The 22,563-nt window shown below is 72.6% G+C and carries 19 protein-coding genes; 3 read left to right on the forward strand and 16 right to left on the reverse strand.

The window, feature by feature from the left end:
• Nucleotides 1-195: 195 nt before the first annotated feature.
• Nucleotides 196-1,947, forward strand: a complete 1,752-nt coding sequence (locus OTB19_RS02325; protein ID WP_267796222.1) for an FG-GAP repeat domain-containing protein — start codon at nucleotides 196-198, stop codon at nucleotides 1,945-1,947.
• Nucleotides 1,948-2,028: 81 nt separating this feature from the next.
• Here the strand turns inward: OTB19_RS02325 and OTB19_RS02330 are convergent, their stop codons facing one another.
• Together OTB19_RS02330 and OTB19_RS02335 are read right to left on the reverse strand one after the other, a co-directional pair.
• Entirely contained in the window at nucleotides 2,029-2,418 is a 390-nt protein-coding gene (locus tag OTB19_RS02330) for a VOC family protein (protein ID WP_267796223.1), read from the reverse strand.
• A gap of 2 nt (nucleotides 2,419-2,420) precedes the next feature.
• Nucleotides 2,421-3,278, reverse strand: a complete 858-nt coding sequence (locus OTB19_RS02335; protein WP_267796224.1) for a trans-aconitate 2-methyltransferase — start codon at nucleotides 3,276-3,278, stop codon at nucleotides 2,421-2,423.
• A 174-nt stretch (nucleotides 3,279-3,452) separates the two neighbouring features.
• Between OTB19_RS02335 and OTB19_RS02340 the strand changes: the two genes are divergently transcribed.
• Nucleotides 3,453-3,950 carry a MarR family winged helix-turn-helix transcriptional regulator gene (locus OTB19_RS02340; protein ID WP_053679498.1) on the forward strand — a complete coding sequence of 166 codons (498 nt, stop codon included), beginning with the start codon at nucleotides 3,453-3,455 and terminating at the stop codon, nucleotides 3,948-3,950.
• Here OTB19_RS02340 and OTB19_RS02345 read toward each other — a convergent pair.
• From OTB19_RS02345 to rsmI, 14 genes are all read right to left on the reverse strand, one after another.
• On the reverse strand, nucleotides 3,909-4,682 hold the full coding sequence (locus OTB19_RS02345) for a response regulator transcription factor (RefSeq protein ID WP_267796225.1): 774 nt from the start codon (nucleotides 4,680-4,682) through the stop codon (nucleotides 3,909-3,911). The genes OTB19_RS02340 and OTB19_RS02345 overlap by 42 nt on opposite strands.
• 168 nt (nucleotides 4,683-4,850) lie before the next feature.
• Nucleotides 4,851-5,015, reverse strand: a complete 165-nt coding sequence (locus OTB19_RS02350) for a hypothetical protein (protein WP_267796226.1) — start codon at nucleotides 5,013-5,015, stop codon at nucleotides 4,851-4,853.
• A gap of 174 nt (nucleotides 5,016-5,189) precedes the next feature.
• The gene (galE, locus tag OTB19_RS02355) at nucleotides 5,190-6,149 is read right to left on the reverse strand and encodes a UDP-glucose 4-epimerase GalE (RefSeq protein WP_267796227.1); all 960 of its coding nucleotides are present in this window, start codon (nucleotides 6,147-6,149) and stop codon (nucleotides 5,190-5,192) included.
• Between the two features lie 96 nt (nucleotides 6,150-6,245).
• The gene (locus OTB19_RS02360; protein ID WP_267796228.1) at nucleotides 6,246-6,947 is read right to left on the reverse strand and encodes a response regulator transcription factor; all 702 of its coding nucleotides are present in this window, start codon (nucleotides 6,945-6,947) and stop codon (nucleotides 6,246-6,248) included.
• A gap of 131 nt (nucleotides 6,948-7,078) precedes the next feature.
• Nucleotides 7,079-8,800: a PQQ-binding-like beta-propeller repeat protein gene (locus OTB19_RS02365; RefSeq protein WP_267796229.1), complete on the reverse strand. Its 1,722-nt coding sequence runs from the start codon at nucleotides 8,798-8,800 to the stop codon at nucleotides 7,079-7,081.
• 53 nt (nucleotides 8,801-8,853) lie between these two features.
• On the reverse strand, nucleotides 8,854-10,491 hold the full coding sequence (locus tag OTB19_RS02370) for a PQQ-binding-like beta-propeller repeat protein (protein ID WP_267796230.1): 1,638 nt from the start codon (nucleotides 10,489-10,491) through the stop codon (nucleotides 8,854-8,856).
• 162 nt (nucleotides 10,492-10,653) lie between these two features.
• Complete coding sequence (locus OTB19_RS02375) at nucleotides 10,654-12,450, reverse strand: ABC-F family ATP-binding cassette domain-containing protein (RefSeq protein WP_267796231.1); 1,797 nt, start codon at nucleotides 12,448-12,450, stop codon at nucleotides 10,654-10,656.
• A gap of 28 nt (nucleotides 12,451-12,478) precedes the next feature.
• On the reverse strand, nucleotides 12,479-13,798 hold the full coding sequence (locus tag OTB19_RS02380) for an acyltransferase family protein (RefSeq protein ID WP_267796232.1): 1,320 nt from the start codon (nucleotides 13,796-13,798) through the stop codon (nucleotides 12,479-12,481).
• A 117-nt stretch (nucleotides 13,799-13,915) separates the two neighbouring features.
• Nucleotides 13,916-14,818 carry a 4-(cytidine 5'-diphospho)-2-C-methyl-D-erythritol kinase gene (locus OTB19_RS02385; protein WP_267796247.1) on the reverse strand — a complete coding sequence of 301 codons (903 nt, stop codon included), beginning with the start codon at nucleotides 14,816-14,818 and terminating at the stop codon, nucleotides 13,916-13,918.
• 32 nt (nucleotides 14,819-14,850) lie between these two features.
• Nucleotides 14,851-15,753, reverse strand: a complete 903-nt coding sequence (gene rsmA / locus OTB19_RS02390) for a 16S rRNA (adenine(1518)-N(6)/adenine(1519)-N(6))-dimethyltransferase RsmA (RefSeq protein ID WP_267796233.1) — start codon at nucleotides 15,751-15,753, stop codon at nucleotides 14,851-14,853.
• A complete protein-coding gene (locus OTB19_RS02395; RefSeq protein WP_420716781.1) occupies nucleotides 15,750-16,994 on the reverse strand; it encodes a ubiquitin-like domain-containing protein in 1,245 nt (414 codons plus the stop codon). Before OTB19_RS02395 ends, rsmA begins: the two co-directional genes overlap by 4 nt.
• Before the next feature lie 697 nt (nucleotides 16,995-17,691).
• Nucleotides 17,692-18,594 (reverse strand): TatD family hydrolase, encoded by a 903-nt coding sequence (locus tag OTB19_RS02400; RefSeq protein WP_267796235.1) that lies wholly within the window; start codon nucleotides 18,592-18,594, stop codon nucleotides 17,692-17,694.
• A 60-nt stretch (nucleotides 18,595-18,654) separates the two neighbouring features.
• Complete coding sequence (locus OTB19_RS02405) at nucleotides 18,655-19,170, reverse strand: hypothetical protein (RefSeq protein ID WP_420716777.1); 516 nt, start codon at nucleotides 19,168-19,170, stop codon at nucleotides 18,655-18,657.
• Between the two features lie 137 nt (nucleotides 19,171-19,307).
• A complete protein-coding gene (gene rsmI / locus OTB19_RS02410; protein ID WP_267796236.1) occupies nucleotides 19,308-20,225 on the reverse strand; it encodes a 16S rRNA (cytidine(1402)-2'-O)-methyltransferase in 918 nt (305 codons plus the stop codon).
• A gap of 88 nt (nucleotides 20,226-20,313) precedes the next feature.
• Between rsmI and OTB19_RS02415 the strand changes: the two genes are divergently transcribed.
• Complete coding sequence (locus tag OTB19_RS02415; protein WP_420716778.1) at nucleotides 20,314-22,080, forward strand: dolichyl-phosphate-mannose--protein mannosyltransferase; 1,767 nt, start codon at nucleotides 20,314-20,316, stop codon at nucleotides 22,078-22,080.
• The last annotated feature ends 483 nt before the right edge of the window (nucleotides 22,081-22,563 follow it).

A 22,563-nucleotide genomic window follows, 5' to 3' on the forward strand; every position in this document is an offset into this window, starting at 1 on the left:
GGCACCGTGCGTTCTGAACGTGATCAAAACGGGGCCTCAAATGGCTACTGCCGTACGCCTCCCGGCTGTACTGTTCGGTTACTTCCCGGGGGGGAATGAGACCTCACTGCGATGCGACGCGCTTCAGCGCGCCTCCGCGCGGGTACATTCGACCCGGTTTCGCCTGCTTTTTTACAGGGAGACCTCTTGTCTTTCATGCGCATCACGCGCTCCGGTCGCCTCGCGGCCTGCACCGCCACCGCCCTCGCCACGGGCATGCTGCTGGCCTCCGCGGCCTCGGCGACCGGGCTGCCGAAGCCCGTCACCCCGACCCCCAGGGTCACCGCCGACGACCGCGTCCCCGGACACCTGCCGACGGGCAAGCCGAAGGCCGCCACGCAGCAGAAGCAGCGCCTCGCGGCCGGCGCGAACGCCGCCGCCGGCTCCGCCTGGAACCTGTTCGACGTGAACGGCGACGGCGCCGACGACATCCTGTACCGCGGGCAGAACAAGGTGTCCTACCTCAAGACCGCGGGATCCACCGAGGCGGACATCACGTACGACGTCTGGAAGACGGACTCCGCCGAGGACTTCAAGGACGTCATCCCCGTCGGCGACCTCGATCACAACAGCCGGCCCGACCTGCTGCGCCTGACGGTCACCGGCCGCCTCTCCCTCACCGAGGCGGGCACCTCCGGCACCGGCTCGCCGGCGTGGAGCGGTGGCGGCTGGAACATCTACAACAAGGTGTTCGGCGCCGGCGACCTGACGGGCGACGGCAACGCCGACCTGCTCGCGCGCACCAACGACGGCCAGCTGTACCTGTACCCGGGCACGGGCAAGGCCGGCTACGACGTCCCCTTCGGCAACCGGGTCCTGCTCGGCGCCGGCTGGGGCGCGTTCACCCAGCTCATCGGTGGCGCGGACTACAACGGCGACGGTCAGACCGACGTCGTGGCCACCACGGCGGCCGGCGTCATGTACTTCTACAAGGGCACCGGCTCCGCCGCGGCGCCCTTCGGCGACAGCGTCCAGACCGGGACCGGCTGGAACGGCTTCAACCAGCTCCTCCCGCTCAACGACAGCAACGGCCGCGGCCTGGTGCTGGCCCGTACCGTGAGCGGCCAGGCCTACCTGTACGCCGCCGACGCGAACGGGGTGCTCGGCAACCGCCGCGAGTTGGGCAAGGGCTGGGAGTCCGTCGGCCTGTTCGCCGGTCAGGGTGGCATCCCCGCGCACGGCAAGTCCGTGCTGTGGGGCCGCACCGCCGGTGGCACGCTGTTCGGCTACGGCACCTACGGCGACGGTACGTTCGCCCCGCGCGAGCAAATCTCCGACGACGCCGGCTGGCCGGTGTCCGAGGTCGACGTCCTGCTGACGTCCTCGCTGACCACCGCGTCCCGCGCGGACATGCTGTACCGCTACGAGGGCGACCTGTACGACGGGGACTACCTCCTCGGCGGCGGCTGGGGCATCTACAACACCTTCGCGGGCGTGGGCGACCTCACCGGCGACGGCTACGGCGACCTCCTCGCCCGGGACAAGTCCAACGTCCTGTGGCTCTACCCGGGCAAGGGCGGCAACGGCCAGGGCTTCGCGAACCGCGTGAAGCTCGGCGCCGGCTGGGGCATCTACAACAAGCTGATCGGCGCCGGCGACGTGACCGGCGACGGTCGCGCGGACCTGCTGGCCCGCGGCACCGACGGCGCCCTGTGGGCCTACCCGGGCACCGGCAACACCGCCGCCCCCTTCGGCGACCGCGTCAAGATCGGCAGCAGCGGCTGGAACGGCTTCGGCAAGCTCACCGCGGCCGGCGACATCACCGGTGACGGTCGCACGGACCTGGTGGGCGTGGACTCCGCCGGTGTCGCCTACGTCTACTCGGCGACCGGCGAGAAGGGTCTGAACACCTTCAAGGGCCGCACCACCCTCGGTGGCGGCTGGAACACGTACGCGGAACTCCTCTGATCTCCGCGCACCCCGTGCACGACGGCGCCCCGCCACCGGTCTCCGGTGGCGGGGCGCCGTCGTTCGGGTCGGCGTGCCGGGTCAGCCCGCGGCTTCCAGACAGGGTTCCGGATGGTGCGGTTCGAGAAACTCCAGCCGGTTGCCGACGGGGTCGGTCGAGAAGAAGCGGCGGTATCCGGGCAGGTCGTCGTCCCAGACGACCTCGGCCCCGTGCTCGCGCAGGCGGCGCGCGTACGCCTCGATGTCGGTGACCCGCAGTCCCGGGTGGGCCTTGCGCGCGGGCCGGAAGTCCTCCTCGACACCCAGGTGCAGTTGGACGGCGCCGGCGGCGAACCAGCAGCCGCCCCGGCCGGCGAGGACGGGCGGTTTGGGCAGCTCGGACATGCCGAGGGCGTCGGAGTAGTACGCCCGGAGCAGGTCTTCGGCGCCGGGTGGTGCGGCGAGTTGGACGTGGTCGACGGCGGTGAGCACGGTCAGGCCTCCTTGCGGGCGACGGCGAAGATGCGGCGGAACGGGAAGACGGTGCCGCGCGGGCCGGGCGGGTAGGCCTCCCGCAGCGCCCCGCGGTACTCGTCGAGGAACAGGTCCACGGCGGCCCGGTCGTTGCCGAGCCGGGTGAGCACCGGGCGCAGGGCGGTGCCCTTGACCCAGTCGAGCACCGGATCGGTCCCGGTCAGCAGCTGATGGTAGGTGGTCTCCCAGACGTCCGCGGAGCAGCCGAGTTCGATCAATCGGGCGAGATATTCGGCAGGTTCCAGCAGATGGACGTATCGCGCGCCGTGGCCGGCGAGGCGGTCGCGCCAGCGCGGGGTGTCGCAGAGTTCGGCGAGGATGCGGTGGCTGGGGGCCGTGAAGTTGCCGGGGACCTGGAAGGCGAGGGTGCCGCCGGGCCGCAGTCCGTTGACCCAGGAGGCGAAGGAGCCCGGGTGGCCGGGCACCCACTGGAGGGCGGCGTTGGAGACGATCAGGTCGTACGTCTCCTCGGGGAGCCAGTGCGCGAGGTCGCCGTGGCGGAAGTCGAGCCGGCCGCCGCCGGCGGTGGGGCCGGCGTACTCCTCGTCGGCCCCTCGGAGCATCTCCGGGGAGAGGTCGAAGCCGGTGATCCGCGCTTCGGGCCACCGCTCGGCGAGCAGTGCGGTGACGTTGCCGGGGCCGCAGCCCAGGTCGGCGATCCGGGCGGGCCGGGCGGGCAGCTCGGGTATGCGGTTCAGCAGGTCCAGGAAGGGCCGCGCGCGGTGCCCGGCGTGGCGCAGGTACTGCTGGGGGTCCCAGGCCGGCGTGGAGGGGGAGCCGGGGGCGGGGATCCGGGCCGGGGCGGTGTCGGAATGCATGTGCGAGCCTCCTTGCTGGTGGGGCGATCGGAAGCGGAAGCGGTATCGGCCCCTCCCTTCCCATCGTCACCCCATTTATATCTTGACGTCAAGAGACATGGTCACAAGGTATCCAGGCTTGAGATTCTCGAACTGAAGAGACTTCACGTCGACAGACCCCTTACACTGATCGACATGGAGGACGAGGTCGATCGACTGGTCGCGGCATGGCGGCGGGAGCGCCCTGACCTCGACGTGGAACCGCTCGAGGTACTGAGTCGCGTGAGCAGGCTCGCGCGTCACCTCGACCGCGCCCGCAGGCTCGCCTTCTCCGAGCACGGCCTGGAGCCGTGGGAGTTCGACGTACTGACCTCGCTGCGGCGCGCCGGCGCGCCCTACCAGCTCTCTCCCGGTCAGCTCCTGACGCAGACCCTCGTCACCTCGGGCACCATGACCAACCGCATCGACCGGCTCGCCAAGAAGGGCCTCGTCGAGCGACTGCCCGACCCCAACGACCGGCGCGGCGTCCTGGTCCGGCTCACCGCCGAGGGGCGTGACCGCGCGGACCAGTCGCTCGCCGGACTGCTGGCCCAGGAGCGGGCGATCCTCGCCCAGCTCTCCCAGGGCCAGCGCGGTGACCTCGCCGGACTGCTACGCCGGCTGACCGCTCCGTTCGACAACATCCCCGGCTAGTTCGGCCGGTCTCACACCGGCCCTCCGGGCCAGTGCCACCGCCGCCAGCGTGGAGTGCACCCCGAGCTTGCCCAGCACGTTCTGCATGTGGGTGCGGACGGTGTGCGGGGACAGGAACAGCCGCGCCGCCACGTCCTTGCGGCCCAGCCCCGCGACCATGCAGCGCAGCACCTCGTGCTCGCGCGGCGTGAGGGACTCCACCAGGCGCTCGCTGTCCGTGCGGTGCTTGCGCGCCGCCGTCAGCTCGCGGAGCACCCCGGTGAGCAGCGCCGGCGGCAGGTGCGTCTCCTCGCGGAGCACGCCCCGGATCACGGCCAGCAGCCGGGACAGCGAACAGTCCTTCGCCACCCAGCCGGAGGCCCCGGCCTGGAGCGCCAGCGCGGCCCGGCGGGGGTCGTCGCGCTCGGCGAGGACCACCGTGCGCACCCCCGGATGGGCCACCCGCACGTTCGCGACCAACGCGATCCCGTCCGCGCCGGGCCCGGGCGCCGGCGGGCCGGAGCCCGGTTCGCGCTGCGTGGGCACGGCTCCGACGGTGGCACCGAGGTCGGCGTCCACCAGCAGGACGTCGAAGCGGCGGCCCTCGGCCGCCGCGCGTTCGAGGCAGCGCGAGGCGGCCGGACCGCTGCCCGCCGCGGACACGTCCACGTCGGGCTCGGCCGCGAGCGCGGCTGCGAGAGATTCGGCGAAGATGCGGTGATCGTCGACCACGAGAACCCGGATACGAACCACAAAACCCCCAAGGGTCGGGGAACGGACGACGGCGGGTACGGCGCCCGGACCGGGTGATCCGCAGTCGCCGCGGCCGCCGCCGAGACATCTCTGCACTACCCAGACCGGACGTCGTACCCGACTTGTCTCGACCCCTGAATCAACACCGGCCCCCACCGGCGTCACGCTTCAGCGTAGAGCCGGCACGGTCTCGCGGTTGGCCGAATAGCAGAAGTTTTTCGGGCGATTTTCCGGCGCGGTCGTCCAGAACAGCCCCTGCGGTGGCTTGTTTTCGACCATCGGGCCGGTTCGGAATCGGCTTTCCGGACCGGCTCGTGCCACGGGCAGTTGCACGGGGTGCATTTCACCCGGCTCGCGCACGCCGGGCGCCCGCGCGGAGCGCCCGTACGCGGCGCGAACCCTCACACGCGCACGCCCCCCGCGCCGGGGAGGCGCGAGGGGCGTGGACCACGCGCACGGGCGGGACCGGTGCCGGTGCCGGTGCCGGTTGGTGCCGGTGCCGGTCGGTCAGGAGCGTCGCTCGCGGGCGAAGTTCCAGGCGTCCGTGACGATGTTGGTGAGGTCCGAACGGGTCGGGGTCCAGCCCAGCCGCTCGCGGGCGGTGCGCGCCGAGGCCACCAGGACCGCCGGGTCCCCCGGGCGGCGCGGGGCGACGACCTCGGGGATCTCGCGGCCGGTGACCCGGCGGACGGTGTCGACGACCTCGCGGACGGAGAACCCGCTGCCGTTGCCGAGGTTGCAGATCAGGTGCTCGCCCTCGGTGGCGACGCGCAGGGCCGCCAGATGGGCCTCGGCGAGGTCCGCGACGTGGATGTAGTCGCGTACGCAGGTGCCGTCGGGGGTCGGGTAGTCCTCGCCGTACACCGCGATCGACTCGCGTTCGCCGAGGGCGACCTGGAGGACCAGCGGGATCAGGTGGGTCTCGGGGTCGTGGCGCTCGCCCAACCCCCGGTAGGCGCCCGCCACGTTGCAGTAGCGCAGCGACACCGCGGCCAGGCCGTGCGCGACGCACTCCCCCGCGATCATGTGGTCGACGGCCAGCTTCGACGCGCCGTACGGATTGCTCGGGGCCGTCACCGAGGTCTCGGTCAGCGGGCCGTCGACCGGCTCGCCGTAGGTGGCGGCGGTGGAGGAGAAGACCAGTCTGCGCACGCCGGCGTCGCGCATCGCGGTCATCAGGGCGAGGGTGCCACCCACGTTGTTGTCCCAGTACTTGCCGGGATCGGCGACGGACTCCCCGACCTGCGAGGAGGCCGCGAAGTGCAGGACGGCGTCGAAGGACGGGTCCAGGTGCTCGGCGGCGTCCTGGATCCGCCCGTTGATCAGGGTGGCGCCCGCCGGGACGCCCTCCCCGAAGCCCGTGGACAGGTTGTCGAGGATCGTGACCTCGTGGCCCGCCTCCAGCAGGTGGGCGGCCACGACGCTGCCCACATATCCGGCTCCGCCCGTGACCAGGTACTTGCTCACTCGTCTACCACCTCGTGTCGGGGACGCACGCGGGGAACGCGCGCTGCCCCTGGCTTACCCGATGCACGCGCTCCGGGGAAATCAGCGGCCCACGCCTCAACCGGGTTCGGAGAACGGGGAGATGGACCGTGCCGGTGGGAGCGCCCGGTCCAACAGGCCGGTACGGGCGGCCAGCGCGGCCGCCTCCAACCGGGAGCCCACGCCCAGTTTCATCAGCACCCGCTGCACGTGCGTACGGGCGGTGCTCGGCGCGATGGCCATGCCCGCCGCGATGAGCCGGGTGTCCTCGCCCTCCGCGACCCGGACCAGCACCTCGATCTCGCGCGGGGTGAGCAGCCGCAGCAACCGGCTGCCCTCGTCGTCGGGTTGGGCGGCGGGGTTGAGCAGTTCCCCGAACGCGCCCTGGAGCAGCTGCGGGGAGATCGCGACCTCCCCCGCCCGCGCCTTGGCGAGGGCCCGTTCCACGCCCTCGATGCGCTCGTCGTGGCGTACGTACCCGGAGGCGCCGGCGGCGAAGGCGGCGGCGATCCCGCGCGGGCTCGGCACCGGTCCCAGGACCACGACGGCGATCTGGGGGCGCTCCCGCTTGATGCGGACGACGGGTTCGAAGACGCCGGGCTCGGCGGGGGTCGCGGTACCGAAGAGACAGACGTCCGGGGACCGGTTGATGACCAGTTCGGCCGCGCCGACGGCCGGCGCGGCCGCGGCGAGCACCCGGTGGCCGCGCAGTTTCAGGGCCGAGGCGAGCGCCTCGGCCAGCAGCCGGTGCTCGTCGACCACCATGACCCGTACGCCCATGAGGGCACCCTCCCCCGATCCTTCTGACCCGGCAAGCTACACGCTTGTTCGACGGAGCGTCCTCGTTACCGCGCGAAAGCCCCCGGAAGGGCGGACCTTCCGGGGGCTTCGGCGGTGGTGCGGTGGCGGGATCAGCTCGCGCTGAAGGACACGAACAGGTAGTCCGGGTCGCCCCCGCTGCTGTACGGCTTGCTCACCGAACGGCGCGAGATGAAGAGCTTTCCGTTGTGGTAGCGGTACTCGGAGAACTCCGGCGAGAAGTCGCCGGTCTCGGCGCGCTGGATCTCCTTGTCCGCCGGGTTCTCCATGAGGAGGGTTTCCTTCATCGTCTTGCCGTCGATGCTGACGATCTGGCCGCCCTTGTCGTACGGGGGCTCCTTGTAGGCGATGACGTTCGACCCGTCCATGCGCAGCGGGTACAGGAGGTACTTCTCGCCGGCGTCGGCGCGGTCGCTGGTCTGCTTGCCGGTCTCCAGGTCGAAGGAGAGCAGTTCGTTGGTGCGACCGTAGGACGACTGGCCCTGATGCTCGTAGGAGGGCAGGTAGAGCTTGCCGTTGCCGACGAGCATGCCGGTGCACTTCTCGACCTCGGTGCTGCCGCACTTGCCGGCGAAGGTGCCGGAGCTGAGCGCGATGCGGGCCTTCAGCTCGCCCTTGGGGTCGACGACGAAGAGGTCGCTGACGCCGGTGGCGTTCTTGGCGGTCTTGCCGACGTCGGCGCCGATGATCAGGGGCTTCGTGGACACGATGGAGGCCCACTCGATGCCGTCGGAGAGCTTGTACGAGGAGGTGGGCGCGCCGGTGGCCGGGTCGAGGCTCTGGGCGATCAGGTTCTGGGCGCCGCTGCGGCCGCACTTGCGGATGACGGCGAGGGCCTCGCCGCCCGCGTAGCCGTAGTCGTAGCAGCCTTCGGCGTCGACCTTGGGGGTCCACAGGGACTTGCCGTCGGCGAGGTTCCAGGCCGCGCCGCCGTTGGTTCCGCCGGCGGCGACGGTCTGGCCGCTGAGGGTGACCTCGCTGAAGGAGGCCGGCTTGTCACCGGTGGTGGCGCCCTTGGTGTTGCCGGACCAGAGGAGCTTGCCCGCGTTCAGGTCGATGACGCCGACCTGGGTGCAGGGCGGGTACTTGCTCTCCGCCGTCGGCTGGGTGGGCCGGAAGAGGATGGCCGTCTTGTTGTCGCTGATGTGGTGGGTGGCGGCGCAGATCTCGCCGGGGAGGGCCATCTCCCACTTCTTGCCGCCGTCGACGAGGTTGTAGCCGACGACCTTGCCGATGTCCGACTTGACGTACGTGGTGTCGGTGAGCCAGGAACCCGGGACCTGGACGGTGTCGGTCGGCGTCGGGTTCGGCAGGTTCAGCAGCACCTTGGACTTGGGGTTGCCGGGCGCCTTCTCCTTGCCGCCGCCGCCGGCCGCCGCCTTGTCGTCGCCCGAGCCCGCGGTCGGGTCGCCCTTCGCGATGGGCGTGGAGCCGCCGTCGTCGCCGGAGACGTACCAGAAGCCGCCGCCGATGATGAGGACGATGGCGAGCAGGGCCGCGCCGACGATCATCAGCTGGTTGCGCTGGTCACGGTTGCCGCCGGGGGCGCCGCCGGACGGGGCCGAGGCCGCGTACATGGGGGCGGTGGGGTGCCCGAAGGCGGGCGGCTGGGCGCCGGGCTGCTGCGGGTAGCCGTACGAAGGCGCGGTGGGCGGCTGCTGCGGGTAGCCGTACGAAGGCGCGGTGGGCGGCTGCTGCGGGACCGGCGGCGGCGCGGACGGCAGCGGTGGGGTGGAGAACCCGCCGGGCGGGGGGTCCTGCGGGGCGCCGAAGCCGCCGGAGGGCGGCTGACTGGGGGGCGGCGGGGTACTCATGGGGTGCCATTGCCTCTCGGTGGGCGGCTCGGTTGGCGGCTCGGTCGGCTCGTTCACTTGCCGAAGACCATCAGGAGCTTCTCGTCCTTGCCCTTGGCGAGCAGGTGGGTCACGGAGATGTACAGCCGTCCGTCGACGTAGTCGATCCTCGGCTTGTAGAAGGAGTTCTCGACGGCGGACGCGGGCCCGGACGGGTTGCGCAGGGTCGCGGTGGGTTCGCCGCCGCCGGCGGGATAGGTGAGGATCTCGCCGCCCTTGTCCTGCTCCGCGGCGCGGTAGGCGACCAGTTGTCCGTTCACGGCCGTGACGGGGGTGAGGGTCCTCTTCTCGCCGGCCGGGACGCGCCACTTGACCTTGCCGGTGCCGAGGTCGAAGGCGACGACTTCGTTGCCCGTGCCGGCGGCCGGGGTGGTCGGCAGGTAGAGGGTGTTGGAGTCGACCACGGCGCCGCGGCACACCTGGATGGACCCGAAGAGGCCGCCCCCGCACTTGTTGGCGAAACTGCCCTCGCCGGAGACGCTGGTGCGCTGCTTGCCGTCGGGTCCGAGGACCACGATGCCGCGTTGCTTCTTGTCCTTGTCGCTGATGTCGAGGACGAGCGGGTCCAGCGAGTAGACGCTGGTCACCTCGTGGTTCTTGGCAAGTCGGTAGTTCCAGGTCGACTTGCCGGTGACCGGGTCGGCGTCGTGGACCTCGACGGTGTGGTCGTCGTCGTAACAGGTCGCGATGGCGATCATCTTGTTGTTGCCGGCGATGTAGCTGCCGGGTTTGCATCCCTCGGCCTGGGCGCTGCCGAAGAGCTTGTCGCCGGTGCTGACCTTGAAGGCGCTCGCGGTGGTGGACCGGCTGACGGCGACGGTGTCCCCGGTGATGGACAGGGTGGGGCTGGTCATGATGTCGAAGAGGCCCTCCTTGGGCACCTCCTTCGTCCAGCCCGCCTTGCCCGTCTTGAGGTCGACCAGTCGCATCTGGTTGCAGGTGGAGCTGCCCGACTCGCCGTCCTTGAACATGACGACGGTCTTGCCGTCGGTGGTGGTGTCGGGGGTGACACCGCACAGCTCGGTGGGGAAGGACAGCGTCCACTTCTCCTTGCCGTCGGCGACGGCGAAGGCCGTGAGGGACTTCCACACGCTCTTGACGACGGTGTCCCCGATGATCCACTGGCCTTCGCTGTCGACGCCGGCGCCGGGCCCGTCCACCTTGCTGCTCTTGAGCCAGAGGACCTTGTCCTCGCCCTGCTTGCGGCCGGCGTTGAGGTCTTCCTGCTCGCCGGCGCCGTTGCCGCTGCCGTCGCCCTTGTCCACGGAGGCCGAGGCGGAGGGCTTGGCGTCGGCGGGCGTCGAGGCCTGCGCGACGGGCTTCCCGCCCTCGTCGTCCCCCTTGCCGAAGGCGAACCAGGCTCCGGTGCCGAGGATGAGCACGCCCGCCACGGACGCGGCGATGACGATCAGCAGCTTCTGCCGGCGCTGCCCGCCGGGGCCCGCGGGGCCTCCCGGCGGCGGGCCGGGCGGCATGGGCGGCGGGTACCCGTAGCCGGGGTGCGCCTGCTGCTGCGGGACGGTCGGCGGCTGTTGGGCGTACGGGTTCGCGCCTTGGGGCGGGAAGCCGTAGCCGGGCTGCGGCGGGCCCGGGAGGTGTCCGTAACCGGAAGGTGTGGGTGGCTGGTTCGGCGGCTGGGGCGGCTCGGTCATCAGCGCATACCTTCGGCGTCAGGAGGTCATGGAGGGTGGAGGATGCCCTTTCTATCACTGACGCCGTTCTTATGCCGGGCCGGTCCGGCCCCTGTTCCCAAGGGCGGACCGGCCCGTGACTCGGCCGTTATCGGGCCGGCGGGCGTGGCCGGAAGACGACGATCACGCGTCTTCGGCGAGCTCCAGCCAGCGCATCTCCAAATCGTCCCGCTCGGAGATGAGTTCGCGCAGCTCGGCGTCGAGCTTGGCGACCTTGTCGTAGTCGGTGGAGTTCTCGGCGATCTGCGCGTGCAGGTTCGACTCGCGGTCCGACATCTTGTTGAGCTGTCGCTCGATCTTCTGGAGTTCCTTCTTGGCCGCGCGGGAGTCACCGGAGGCCGTCGACTTCGCGGCGGCCGGCGCGGGCGCCGGGGTGGCCGCGTCGATCATCCGCTGCCGGCGTTCCAGGTACTCGTCCAGACCGCGCGGCAGCATGCGCAGGCTCGCGTCCCCGAGCAGGGCCATCACCGTGTCGGTGGTGCGCTCGATGAAGAACCGGTCGTGGGAGATCACGATCATCGAGCCGGGCCAGCCGTCGAGGAGGTCCTCCAGCTGCGTCAGGGTCTCGATGTCGAGGTCGTTGGTGGGCTCGTCGAGGAAGAGGACGTTGGGCTCGTCCATCAGCAGGCGCAGGATCTGCAGCCGGCGCCGCTCACCGCCGGACAGGTCGCCGACGGGCGTCCACTGCTTCTCCTTGGTGAAGCCGAACTGCTCGCAGAGCTGGCCGGCCGTCATCTCGCGGCCCTTGCCGAGGTCGACGCGGTCGCGGACGCGCTGGACGGCCTCCAGGACGCGCAGCGACGGGTCGAGTTCGCCGACCTCCTGCGACAGGTAGGCGAGCCTGACGGTCTTGCCGACGGTGACGGTGCCGGCGGCGGGCTGGGTCTCGCCCTGGGTGCGGGCGGCCTCGGCGAGGGCGCGCAGCAGGGAGGTCTTGCCGGCGCCGTTGACGCCGACCAGGCCGACGCGGTCGCCGGGGCCGAGGTGCCAGGTCAGGTGCTTGAGCAGGGTCTTGGGCCCGGCCTGGACGGTGACGTCCTCCAGGTCGAACACGGTCTTGCCGAGGCGGGCGTTGGCGAACTTCATCAGCTCGGAGGTGTCGCGCGGCGGCGGCACGTCGGCGATCAGCTCGTTGGCGGCCTCGATGCGGTAGCGCGGCTTGGAGGTGCGGGCGGGGGCGCCGCGGCGCAGCCAGGCCAGCTCCTTGCGCATCAGGTTCTGCCGCTTGGACTCCTCGGTGGCGGCGATGCGGTCGCGCTCCGCGCGGGCGAAGACGTAGTCGCTGTAGCCGCCCTCGTACTCGTGGACGTCACCGCGCTGCACGTCCCACATGCGGGTGCAGACCTGGTCGAGGAACCACCGGTCGTGGGTGACGCAGACGAGCGCGGAGCGGCGTTCCTGGAGGTGGCGGGCCAGCCAGGAGATGCCCTCGACGTCGAGGTGGTTGGTGGGCTCGTCGAGGACGAGGAGGTCCTGGTCCGCGATGAGCAGCTGGGCGAGGGCGATGCGCCGGCGCTCGCCGCCGGAGAGCGGTCCGATGACGGTGTCCAGGCCCTGGCCGAAGCCGGGCAGGTCCAGGCCGCCGAAGAGGCCGGTCAGCACGTCGCGGATCTTGGCGTTGCCGGCCCACTCGTGGTCGGCCATGTCCCCGATGATCTCGTGCCGGACGGTGGCCGCGGGGTCCAGCGAGTCGTGCTGGGTGAGGACGCCCATGCGCAGTCCGCCGTTCTGGGTGACCCGACCGGTGTCGGGTTCCTCCAGCTTGGCGAGCATCCGGATGAGGGTGGTCTTGCCGTCGCCGTTGCGGCCGACGACACCGATCCGGTCCCCCTCGGACACGCCGAGGGAGATGCCGTCGAGCAGGGCACGAGTTCCGTACACCTTGCCGACTGCCTCGACATTGACCAGATTGACGGCCATCAGACGCGCTCCAGGGAAGGGGTGTGGATCAGCCCCTCAGCCTAACCCTCCGGGGAGAGGCGGACCGTTCCACCAGCAGCCACCCGCCGAGCGCCATCGCGATCGCGGCGGGCGCGGTGACCGGGAGGACGATCAGGGTGGCGCTGTGGCCCTCCAGCAGACCTCCGAGGCCGGTCGTCGACAGACCGAGGATCCCGAGGAGGCAGAGGGTGATGCCGAGGGCGGCGCGGGGCCCGGACCCGGCGCCGGCGCCGCCGCGCACGGGCGCCTCGAAGCGTCGGAACGCGGCCACGAGTACGCCGGTCAGCGCGGCGGCCAGGAGCAGGCGGACGGGGACCTGCGCCCACCAGGCGGCGCCGGCGGGCTCGGGGAGCGCCAGGCCGAGGCCCATCTGGCCGGCGTACACGGCCAGCATGGCGGTGAGGTGCCAGAGGAACGCGGTCATGGCGATCCCGTTGGCGGCGACGACGCCCCGCCAGACGCGGGGCCGGGCCACCCACGCGGCGGCGGGTCGGGCGAGGAGCTGCACGGCGCCGACCAGCCACATGCCGTGGCAGAGCAGGGCGAGGGTGGGCGGCGCCATGTTGGACACCTTCTCCCCGGGCATCCCGACCATGGAGAGCGGGTACGGCCCGTACGCGACGAGCAGCGCGGCGCCCGCGAGGCCGGCGGCGGCAAGGACGGCGGGGCGGGTGAGTCGCCCGTCGGCGCGCAGGAAGCCGAGCTGGTGGACGGCGAGCCAGACGAAGGCGAAGTTCAGGAACTCCACGTAGGGGACGCCGAGCGCGAAGCGCAGCACGTCGGTGAGGGCTGCGGCCCCGGCGAGGGCGGCGAAGGCGGCCCAGCCGTGGCGCTCGTGCAGCGTCAGCAGGGGTGGGGTGAAGGCGACCATGGCGAGGTAGATCCCGACGAACCACAGCGGTTGCGTCACCAGGCGCAGCGCGGCGCCGGCGAGCGGCCCGCGGTCGGCGCCGGCGAGCTGTACGACGAGGGCGCAGGCGGTCCACACGCCGACGAAGACGAGGGTGGGGCGCAGCAGCCGTTGGAGCCGGGCGCGCAGGAAGGCGGCGTAGACGGGTCCGTCGGTCGTGCGGGTGAGGGAACGGTACGAGAGGGCGTGCGAGAAGCCGCCCACGAAGAAGAACACCGGCATCACCTGGAACGCCCAGGTGAGTGGCTGGAGGTCGGGCACGATCCCGAGCAGGTTCCCCATGCCGTCGGGGCCGACGGCGGCCATCAGCCAGTGCCCGAGGACCACGGTCGCGAGCGAGGCGACCCTCAACAGGTCGACGTACCGGTCCCGAGTGGCGGGCGTGGCCGCGGCCATTTCGCTTGCGGTGGCTGTCATGGGGCCACGGTCGCCCGCCGCGCGGAGGCCCCGACAGAGTGCGGGTACTCATGTTCGGTCTGGGTACCCGCCCCGCCGGCGGGGCCGGTACACGGCCGCGCCGGCGGGTGGGACCGGTCAGAGCAGGGTCGCGCCGGGGGCCGGGGAGGAGGCCACGCGGGTGGCGCGGCAGAGCCCGGAGGCGTCGAGGACGGCGGCGACCTCGGCCGCCGCCTCGGGGTCGCGGACCAGGAACGCCGTCGTGGGTCCGGAGCCCGAGACCAGCGCGGCGAGCGCCCCGGCCCCGGTGCCGGCGGCCAGGACGGACGCGAGCTGCGGGCGCAGGGACAGGGCGGCGGGCTGGAGGTCGTTGACCAGGGTGGGGGCGAGGGCGTCGGGGTCGCCGGAGGCCAGGGCGGCCAGCAGGGCCGGCGACGCCCGGGGGGCGGGAATGTCGTGGCCGGCGGCGAGCCGGTCGAACTCCCGGAAGACGGCCGGGGTCGAGAGGCCGCCGTCGGCGACGGCGAAGACCCAGTGGAAGGTGCCGGCGGGGACGGGGGTGAGGATCTCGCCCCGCCCGGTGCCCAGCGCGGCGCCGCCGATCAGGCTGAACGGAACGTCGCTGCCGAGTTCCGCGCAGATGTCGAGGAGTTCCGTCATCGGGGTGTTCAGGCCCCAGAGGGCGTCGCAGGCCACCAGGGCGGCGGCCCCGTCGGCGCTGCCTCCGGCCATGCCGCCCGCGACGGGAATGTTCTTCGCGATGTGCAGGTGCACGTCCGGGGAGAGCCCGGCTCGTCCGGCCAGGATCTCGGCGGCGCGCGCCGCGAGGTTGGCGCGGTCCAGGGGGACCTGGTCGGCGTCGGGGCCCTCGCAGGTCACCTTCGTCCCGGCGGCCGGGGTCGCGGTGACCTCGTCGTACAGGGACACGGCGAGGAAGACGTTGGCGAGGTCGTGGAAGCCGTCGGGTCGGGCGGCGCCGACCGCCAGTTGGACGTTGACCTTCGCGGGGACCCGCACGGTGACGGATCCGGGGGCGGTCACGGCGTCGGGTGCCTGCCCGGTGGGGTGCCCGCTCACAGCGCCGGCCTCGGCGCCTCGGGCTTGTTCTCGGCGATGGCCGCGAACTCCTCGACCGTCAGGGACTCCCCGCGGGCCTGCGGCGAGATGCCGGCGGCGACCAGGGCGGCCTCGGCGCCCGCCGCCGAGCCGGCCCAGCCGGCCAGCGCGGCGCGCAGGGTCTTGCGGCGCTGCGCGAAGGCGGCGTCCACGACGGCGAAGACCTCGGCCTTGGAGGCGGTCGTCTTGATCGGCTCGGTGCGGCGGACCAGCGAGACGAGTCCGGAGTCGACGTTCGGCGCGGGCCAGAAGACCTTGCGGCCGATGGAGCCCGCGCGCTTGACGTGGGCGTACCAGTTGGCCTTGACGGAGGGCACTCCGTACACCTTGTTGCCGGGCTCGGCGGCGAGCCGGTCGGCGACCTCCGCCTGCACCATGACGAGGGTCCGCTCGATGGTCGGGAACCGGTCGAGCATGGTCAGCAGCACCGGGACGGCCACGTTGTAGGGCAGGTTCGCGACGAGCGCGGTCGGCGCCGGGCCGGGCAGCTCGGTGACGAGCATCGCGTCGGAGTGCACGAGGGAGAAGCGGTCCTTGCGGGCCGGCATCCGGGCCTCGATGGTGGCGGGCAGGGCGGCGGCCAGGATGTCGTCGATCTCGACGGCGACGACCCGGTCGGCGGCCTCCAGCAGCGCGAGCGTCAGCGAGCCCAGGCCCGGGCCGACCTCGACGACCACGTCGTCGGGCCGCACCTCGGCGGTGCGGACGATCCGACGGACCGTGTTGGCGTCGATGACGAAGTTCTGACCCTTCTGCTTCGTCGGCCGGACGCCGAGTACGGCGGCCAGTTCCCGGATGTCGGCCGGGCCGAGAAGTGCGTCGGGGGTCGTGCTCTCAGGCTGCTGCTCTGCGGTGCTCACCGGTAAAGCCTACGGCCGCAGTGCGGCCACGGAGTCGCCCCCCGCTGCACGTAGAGCTTCTTGGCCCGGTACGTCTGCTCCGTCCCCGCCGCGTCCTGCGGGCGTCCGCTGCCGCCGAGGGCCTGCCAGGTCCGTACGTCGAACTGGTACAGCCCGCCGTACGTCCCCGACGGGTCGGTGGCACCGGGCCGGCCGCCGGACTCGCACTGGGCCAGCGCCCCCCAGTCGAGGCCGTCGGCGCCGGCGACGGAGTCGGGCAGTGCCTTCGTGCCGACCTTCACGAGCCGGTCGACGGGGGCGCGGACGATCTCGTCGGCGAGCCGGCGGGGCTTCTGACGGACCCCGTTGACGGTGCGCAGGCCGTAGGTGACCCGGCGCGTTCCGGGGCGGCCGACCCGTTCGACGACCTCGGTGCCGGCGAACAGGTCCTCGTCCCTGACCCGCTGGATCTCGTACGGGATCCGCTCCTCGCGGACCTCGCGGGTGCCGGTGATGCGCAGCACGGTCACGATCTGGCCGTCGCGCGGGAAGGCGGTCAGCGGGACGGAGGTGGCGTCTTGGCCGTGCAGGGTGATGCCGGCCTGGTCGAGGGCCTCCTGGATGGTGGCGGCGTTGGTGCGGACGGTGGTCTCGCGGCCGTCGGCCAGGAAGGTGACGCCGCGTTCCGTGCGGACGTCGAGGGTGAGGCCGCTGCGCGGGACGGGGGTGGTGCGGGGGTCGGAGAGGTGGGCGCCCTCGGCGCGGATGCCGAGCTGGCGCAGCGCGCCCTCGACGGTGCGGGAGGTGGTCCACACCTGGCGGCGCTCCCCGTCGAGGGTGAGGCGCAGGGGCCGCCCGTAGCGGACGACGATGTCCTCGCCGTCGTCGAGGGCGCTGCCGCGGGCGGGGGCGACGAGGTCGTGGGGGCCGACGCCGAGGTCTTCCGCGGCGAGGAGTTCGTCGACCCCGTCCGCGAAGGTGTGCAGGGACCTCGGGACTCCGTCGACGGTGAGCCGAACCGATTTGTCTGCGGCGACGAAGGCGGTGGTGCCGCCGGCGAGGAAGGCGACGACGAGGGCCTGCGGGACGATCCGCCGCCAGGTGTCGGCGGCGGTGCCGGTGGAGCGGCGGGGCCGGACGGGCGCCGCGTCCGCGGTCGGCGGGGCCGCGGTCGGCGGGGCCGCGGTCGGCGGGGCCGCGGTCGGCGGGGCCGCGGTCGGCGGGGCCGCGGTCGGCGGGGCCGTCGGGAGTGGGGTGGGCAGTGCCCGTCTGCGGCGGCCGGCGGCGGGCTCTCCCGGTGCCTCGGGGGCGGCGTCCGCTCCGCGGCGGCGTCCGGAACCGGGGGGCGCCGGGTTCACCGGGGCGTCGGGGTCTCCCGTGAACGCCGCCGGGGCGGGTCCGGGCGCGCTCTCCGGGCGGCGTCGCCGCCCCGGGCCCGCGGACTCCTCGACCGGTGCTTCGTGGGGCGGCGGTGGGTCGTGGGGCGGCCGGAGCGTGTCGGCGCCGCGGTCGTGCGCCCGGCCCCACTCCGGCTCGGGGGACCTGCGGCGGCGCGCGGACCGGGGCGCGGGCACCCCGGACACGGGCGCTCCCGGCAGGGCGGCCGCGTCCACCGGGTCAGCGGGGCCGGGATCCGCGCCGGGGGCGGGCCACGCCGGTGCGGGCCACGGTTCGGGCCACGCGGGTTCGGGTTCCCGTTCCGCGACGGGCGCGGCCCCCGGCGGTCCCGGAGGCTCCGGATCCCAGGGCTCCGGTACCGCGTCGTGCCGGGTCGGGGGCGCCGGGTACGCCTCCGGGACGGGACCGACGGGACCGCCACGGCGGTGACTGCCCTGGGTATCGCTCACGACGCTCGCTCCACTGGTCCGGCCCCGCTGGTTCGGGCAGGGCACCCTAACGGGAACGATCGTCACGCACCAAAGTCTTTCGGTTACGCAGCGTGTCAGGCGAACGGGTGTGTCAGAGCGCGGCGCCGGGTTTCGGCGGAACGTAGTCGAAGGCGCGCGCCGTGTTGGCGGCCAGGGCGGTCGCCATGGCGTCCTCGTCGAGGCCCCGGACGGCCGCCATGGCCCGCACGGTGAGCGGGATCAGGTACGGGGCGTTGGGCCGGCCGCGGTAGGGCGCCGGGGTGAGGTACGGGGCGTCGGTCTCCACGAGCACCAGCTCCAGCGGGGCCACCGCGAGGGCCTCGCGCAGCGGGGCGGCGTTCTTGAAGGTGACGGTCCCGGCGAAGGACATGTAGTAGCCGGCGGCAGCGCACTCGCGGGCCATCTCGGCGTCCCCCGAGTAGCAGTGGAAGACGGTGCGTTCGGGCGCGCCCTCCTCGCGGAGGATGCGCAGCACGTCGGCGTGGGCCTCGCGGTCGTGGATGACCAGGGCCTTGCCCCGGCGCTTGGCGATCTCGATGTGGGCGCGGAAGGAACGCTCCTGCGCCGCCGTGCCCTCGGGGCCGGTGCGGAAGAAGTCGAGGCCGGTCTCGCCGACCGCCTTCACGTGGTCGAGCGCCGCGAGGGCCTCGATCTCGGCGAGCGCCTCGTCGAGGGCGCCGTCGCCGCCGCCGGAACGGGCTCCCTGCCGGGACCAGCCGTCCGGGTCGCCGTGGACGATCCGGGGGGCCTCGTTCGGGTGGAGGGCGACGGCCGCGTGGACGTTCTCGTACGCGGCGGCGGTCTCGGCGGCCCAGCGCGAGCCCTTCACGTCGCAGCCCACCTGCACGACGGTGGTCACGCCCACCGAGGCGGCCTTGGCGAGGCCCTCCTCGACGGTGCCCGACTGCATGTCCAGGTGGGTGTGGGAATCGGCGACCGCCACCCGCAGCGGTTCGGGCGGCGGGGGCGGTGCGTCGTTGGCGGTACGGCTCATACGGCCGATCTTATGACCGGGGCTCCGGGACGCCTCCCCGCGTCCCGTGCGGGGGCGGGCTCAGGACCGGCGGAACCGCCGCGTCAGCCGGGCCAGCAGCCCCCGGCGTTCCTCCCCGTCGGTGACGACCACCGGCCCCGGGGCGGCGTGCGCCGGGGGCGACTTGCGGGGCTTGGGGGTGCGCGGGGTGTTGGCCCCGGCCGGGACGGGTCCGGCGATGCCGGGCGCGACGGGGTGGTGGTAGATGCGGTCGAGCGTACCGAGCACCGACTTGACCTGACCCTCGCGCATGATGCGGACCACGTGGCCGCCGCAGTTCATGCACGTCGGGTTCGAGAGCGGGGACGGAACCCGTTCGGCCTGGACCGTGTAGACGATGAAGGGCCGGCCCTCGCCGTCGACGTGGTGTTCTATCTCGTACGCCTGCTCCCAGCCGTACCCGCACTTCATGCAGGCGAACGAGTACGCCTCGTGGACGGTCGGGACGTTGCGCTTCGAGGGCGCTGGGACGACGGGGGATTCGGCGGTGGCGGCGACGACGGGTCCGGGTACCGGGGTGTCTGCGATCTCTGTCATGCCAGCTCCTCTTTTCCACTGGTGCATAGCCAGTGGACGCCTCTGGGGGCGGGAGCGCATCAGGCCCTGTCGACTGTTGGACGGTCTTTGGCCGAGTCATGCCCAAAGTGCCCGGTGCACGGTCTGAGCTTTGCTTTTCAGGCCGGGTCTTTACCGATTCCGGGCACCTTTTGTGCCGCGTTCTTTGCCGCGACGACCGCGTCGAAAACGTCCCTCTTGGGTACGCCCGCCTCGGCGGCGACGGCGGCGATGGCCTCCTTGCGACGCTCGCCCGCCTCCTCGCGCACCCGCACCCTGCGCACCAGCTCCTCGTCGTCCACGTCGCCGGGTCCGGCGGCCGGAGCGCCCTCGACGACGACGGTGATCTCCCCGCGCACGCCCTCCGCGGCCCACGCCGCCAGCTCGCCGAGCCCGCCGCGCTTGACCTCCTCGTACGTCTTGGTCAGTTCGCGGCAGACGGCGGCCCGCCGGTCGGCGCCGAAGACCTCGGCCATGGCGGCCAGGGTGTCGTCGAGCCGGTGGGGCGCCTCGAAGTAGACGAGGGTGCGCCGCTCCGACTCGACCTCGCGCAGCCGGCCGAGGCGCTCGCCGGCCTTGCGCGGCAGGAATCCCTCGAAGCAGAACCGGTCCACGGGCAACCCGGACAGGGCGAGCGCGGTCAGCACGGCGGAGGGCCCCGGCACGGCGGTGACCTTGATGTCCTTCTCGACGGCGGCGGCGACCAGCCGGTAGCCGGGGTCGGACACCGAGGGCATGCCGGCGTCGGTGACCAGCAGCACCCGCTTGCCGGCTTCCAGGGCCTCGACCAGTTCGGGGGTGCGGGCGGACTCGTTGCCCTCGAAGTACGACAGGACGCGCCCGGTGGTGTGCACGCCGAGCCCCTGGGTCAGCCTGCGCAGCCGCCGGGTGTCCTCGGCGGCGACCACGTCGGCCCGCTCCAGCTCGGCCCCGAGCCGGGGCGGGGCGTCGGCGAGATCGCCGATCGGGGTGCCGGCGAGCACGAGCACACCGGTGGAAGGGGAGGTCTCGGCGCCGCGGGGCTGGTCAGTCGTCACCCGCCCATCCTCTCAGGAGCCCCACCCGGCACGCCCCGGGCCGCCCCGGCGCTGGGGTTCCCGCGGACGCGTTCCCTACGATGACCCGGTGACCAGTACCGCGACGCCGCCGCCCAGCCCCGCGGGGGCCCCGCCCGCCCCCTCGGGCGGACGCGACTCCGAGCCCGAGCCGTCCGTCTGGCTCCGCCGTCTGCGGGGCTTCGGCCACGCGCCGCGGACCCCCGACGCGGACGTCCGTACCCGCCTCGTACCCCCGTACGCCCGCCCCTCCGCACAGTTGTGGACGGCGCTCGGCGTGCCGGCCTCGGCGGCGGTCACCTGGCAGCGGGTCATGGCGTGGGCCGGGCCGCTGCTGGTGGCCCTGGTCGCCGGGGTGCTGCGGTTCGTGCACCTGGGCAGCCCCAAGGCGGTGATATTCGACGAGACGTACTACGCCAAGGACGCCTGGGCCACGATCCGGCAGGGCTACGAGGCGAGTTGGCCCAAGGACATCGACAAGTCGATCCTGTCCGACCCGGACGGGGTGGCGTTGCCGCTGGACCCGGGCTACGTCGTGCACCCGCCGGTCGGCAAATGGGTGATCGGCATCGGCGAGTGGATGTTCGGCTTCGATCCGTTCGGCTGGCGGTTCATGACCGCCGTGCTCGGCACCCTGTCCGTTCTGATGCTGTGCCGGATCGGCCGCCGCCTCTTCCGTTCCACCTTCCTGGGCTGCCTGGCGGGCGCCCTGCTGGCGGTGGACGGCCTGCACCTGGTGATGAGCCGCACGGCCCTCCTCGACCTGGTGCTGATGTTCTTCGTCCTGGCCGCCTTCGGCGCGCTGGTCGTCGACCGGGACAAGGCCCGGGCGAGACTCGCGGCGGCGCTCCCCGTGGACGGGGACGGACGCACCCGCCCGGACCTCGCCGTCGCGGAGACGCTGCGGCTGGGTTGGCGCCCGTACCGGATCCTGGCGGGCGTCTGCCTGGGTCTGGCGTTCGGCACCAAGTGGAACGGCCTCGTGGTCCTGGCCTTCTTCGGGATCCTGACCGTGCTGTGGGACGCGGCCGCGCGCCGCACGGCCGGCGCGGGCGCCCCGTACGCGGCGATGCTCCGCAGGGACGCGCTGCCCGGCTTCCTGTCGACGGTGCCGGTGGCGATCGCCGTGTACCTGGCGTCGTGGACGGGCTGGATCCTCAGCCCGGACAACGGCAAGGGCGGCTACTTCCGCGACTGGGCCGCCAAGCACGACCAGAACAGCTCGCTGTCCTTCCTGCCCGAGTGGCTGCGGAGCCTGTGGCACTACGAGACCGAGGTCTACAAGTTCCACGTGGGCCTGACCTCGGGACACACCTACGAGTCGAACCCGTGGAGCTGGCTCGTGCTCGGCCGGCCCGTCTCGTACTTCTACGAGTCCCCCGCGCCCGGCACCGACGGCTGCCCGGCCACGGAGACCGCCAAGTGCGCCCGCGAGGTACTGGCCCTGGGCACGCCACTGCTGTGGTGGGCGGGGTGCTTCGCCCTGCTGTACGTGCTGTGGCGGTGGCTGTTCCGGCGCGACTGGCGGGCGGGAGCGATCGCGTGCGCGCTGGCCGCGGGCCTGCTGCCCTGGTTCAACTACCAGGAGCGGACCATCTTCTTCTTCTACGCGGTGGTCTTCGTCCCGTACCTGTGCCTGGCCGTGGCGATGATGATCGGCGCGATGCTCGGCCCGGCGGGCTCCTCGGAACGCCGCCGCGCGATCGGCGCGATCGGCGCGGGCGTGCTCGTCCTGCTGATCGTCTGGAACTTCATCTACTTCTGGCCCATCTACACGGGCCAGTCCCTCCCGATGGACTCCTGGCGCGGCCGCATGTGGCTGGACACCTGGGTCTAGCAGCCGGAACGAGGGGCCCGGCACCTGATGGTGCCGGGCCTGTCATGGTCGTTAGTGGTAGTCGCTGGCCGTCGTGGGCCGCCCTCTGACGGCCCACAGACGGCCCAGGTACGCAGGCTTGCTCTCCTAAGCAGGTGACGGATGCAGCTGCCTGAGGTTGCCCTTGGTCGCGGGCGTATCCCCCTCCGCACTTCGCCCAGATTCCGAACGACAGAGAACCGGAACGGCTGACAGGCTGACCAGCACTCGTCAGAATCGGGCCTCATGGATGCAGGGATTGCAGCACTGCTCGGCGCGGCCGTCGGCACACTCGGTACCGCTGGGGCGGGGGTCACGGTGGCTCTACTCACACGCTCTCAGCCTCGATCCACCGCGTGATCTTTGATCACGCGGTGTGATTGCTTTTGTGGTGGGTTTCCGGATTCGGGCAGGCCGGTATCCCGGGTGGCCGTCCCGGTGGCGGGTTCTCCGAGGTTCTTTCTG

The sequence above is a fragment of the Streptomyces sp. H27-H5 genome, assembly GCF_026627505.1.
GTDB lineage: Bacteria > Actinomycetota > Actinomycetes > Streptomycetales > Streptomycetaceae > Streptomyces.

Excerpts from the sequence above, each read along its gene's own strand:
- OTB19_RS02325 (WP_267796222.1), top strand. The coding sequence starts at position 196 with ATGCGCATCACGCGCTCCGGTCGCCTCGCGGCCTGCACCGCCACCGCC.
- OTB19_RS02335 (WP_267796224.1), bottom strand. The coding sequence starts at position 3,278 with ATGCATTCCGACACCGCCCCGGCCCGGATCCCCGCCCCCGGCTCCCCC.
- OTB19_RS02340 (WP_053679498.1), top strand. The coding sequence starts at position 3,453 with ATGGAGGACGAGGTCGATCGACTGGTCGCGGCATGGCGGCGGGAGCGC.
- OTB19_RS02360 (WP_267796228.1), bottom strand. The coding sequence starts at position 6,947 with ATGGGCGTACGGGTCATGGTGGTCGACGAGCACCGGCTGCTGGCCGAG.
- OTB19_RS02365 (WP_267796229.1), bottom strand. The coding sequence starts at position 8,800 with ATGAGTACCCCGCCGCCCCCCAGTCAGCCGCCCTCCGGCGGCTTCGGC.
- OTB19_RS02370 (WP_267796230.1), bottom strand. The coding sequence starts at position 10,491 with ATGACCGAGCCGCCCCAGCCGCCGAACCAGCCACCCACACCTTCCGGT.
- OTB19_RS02375 (WP_267796231.1), bottom strand. The coding sequence starts at position 12,450 with ATGGCCGTCAATCTGGTCAATGTCGAGGCAGTCGGCAAGGTGTACGGA.
- OTB19_RS02380 (WP_267796232.1), bottom strand. The coding sequence starts at position 13,798 with ATGACAGCCACCGCAAGCGAAATGGCCGCGGCCACGCCCGCCACTCGG.
- OTB19_RS02400 (WP_267796235.1), bottom strand. The coding sequence starts at position 18,594 with ATGAGCCGTACCGCCAACGACGCACCGCCCCCGCCGCCCGAACCGCTG.
- OTB19_RS02405 (WP_420716777.1), bottom strand. The coding sequence starts at position 19,170 with ATGACAGAGATCGCAGACACCCCGGTACCCGGACCCGTCGTCGCCGCC.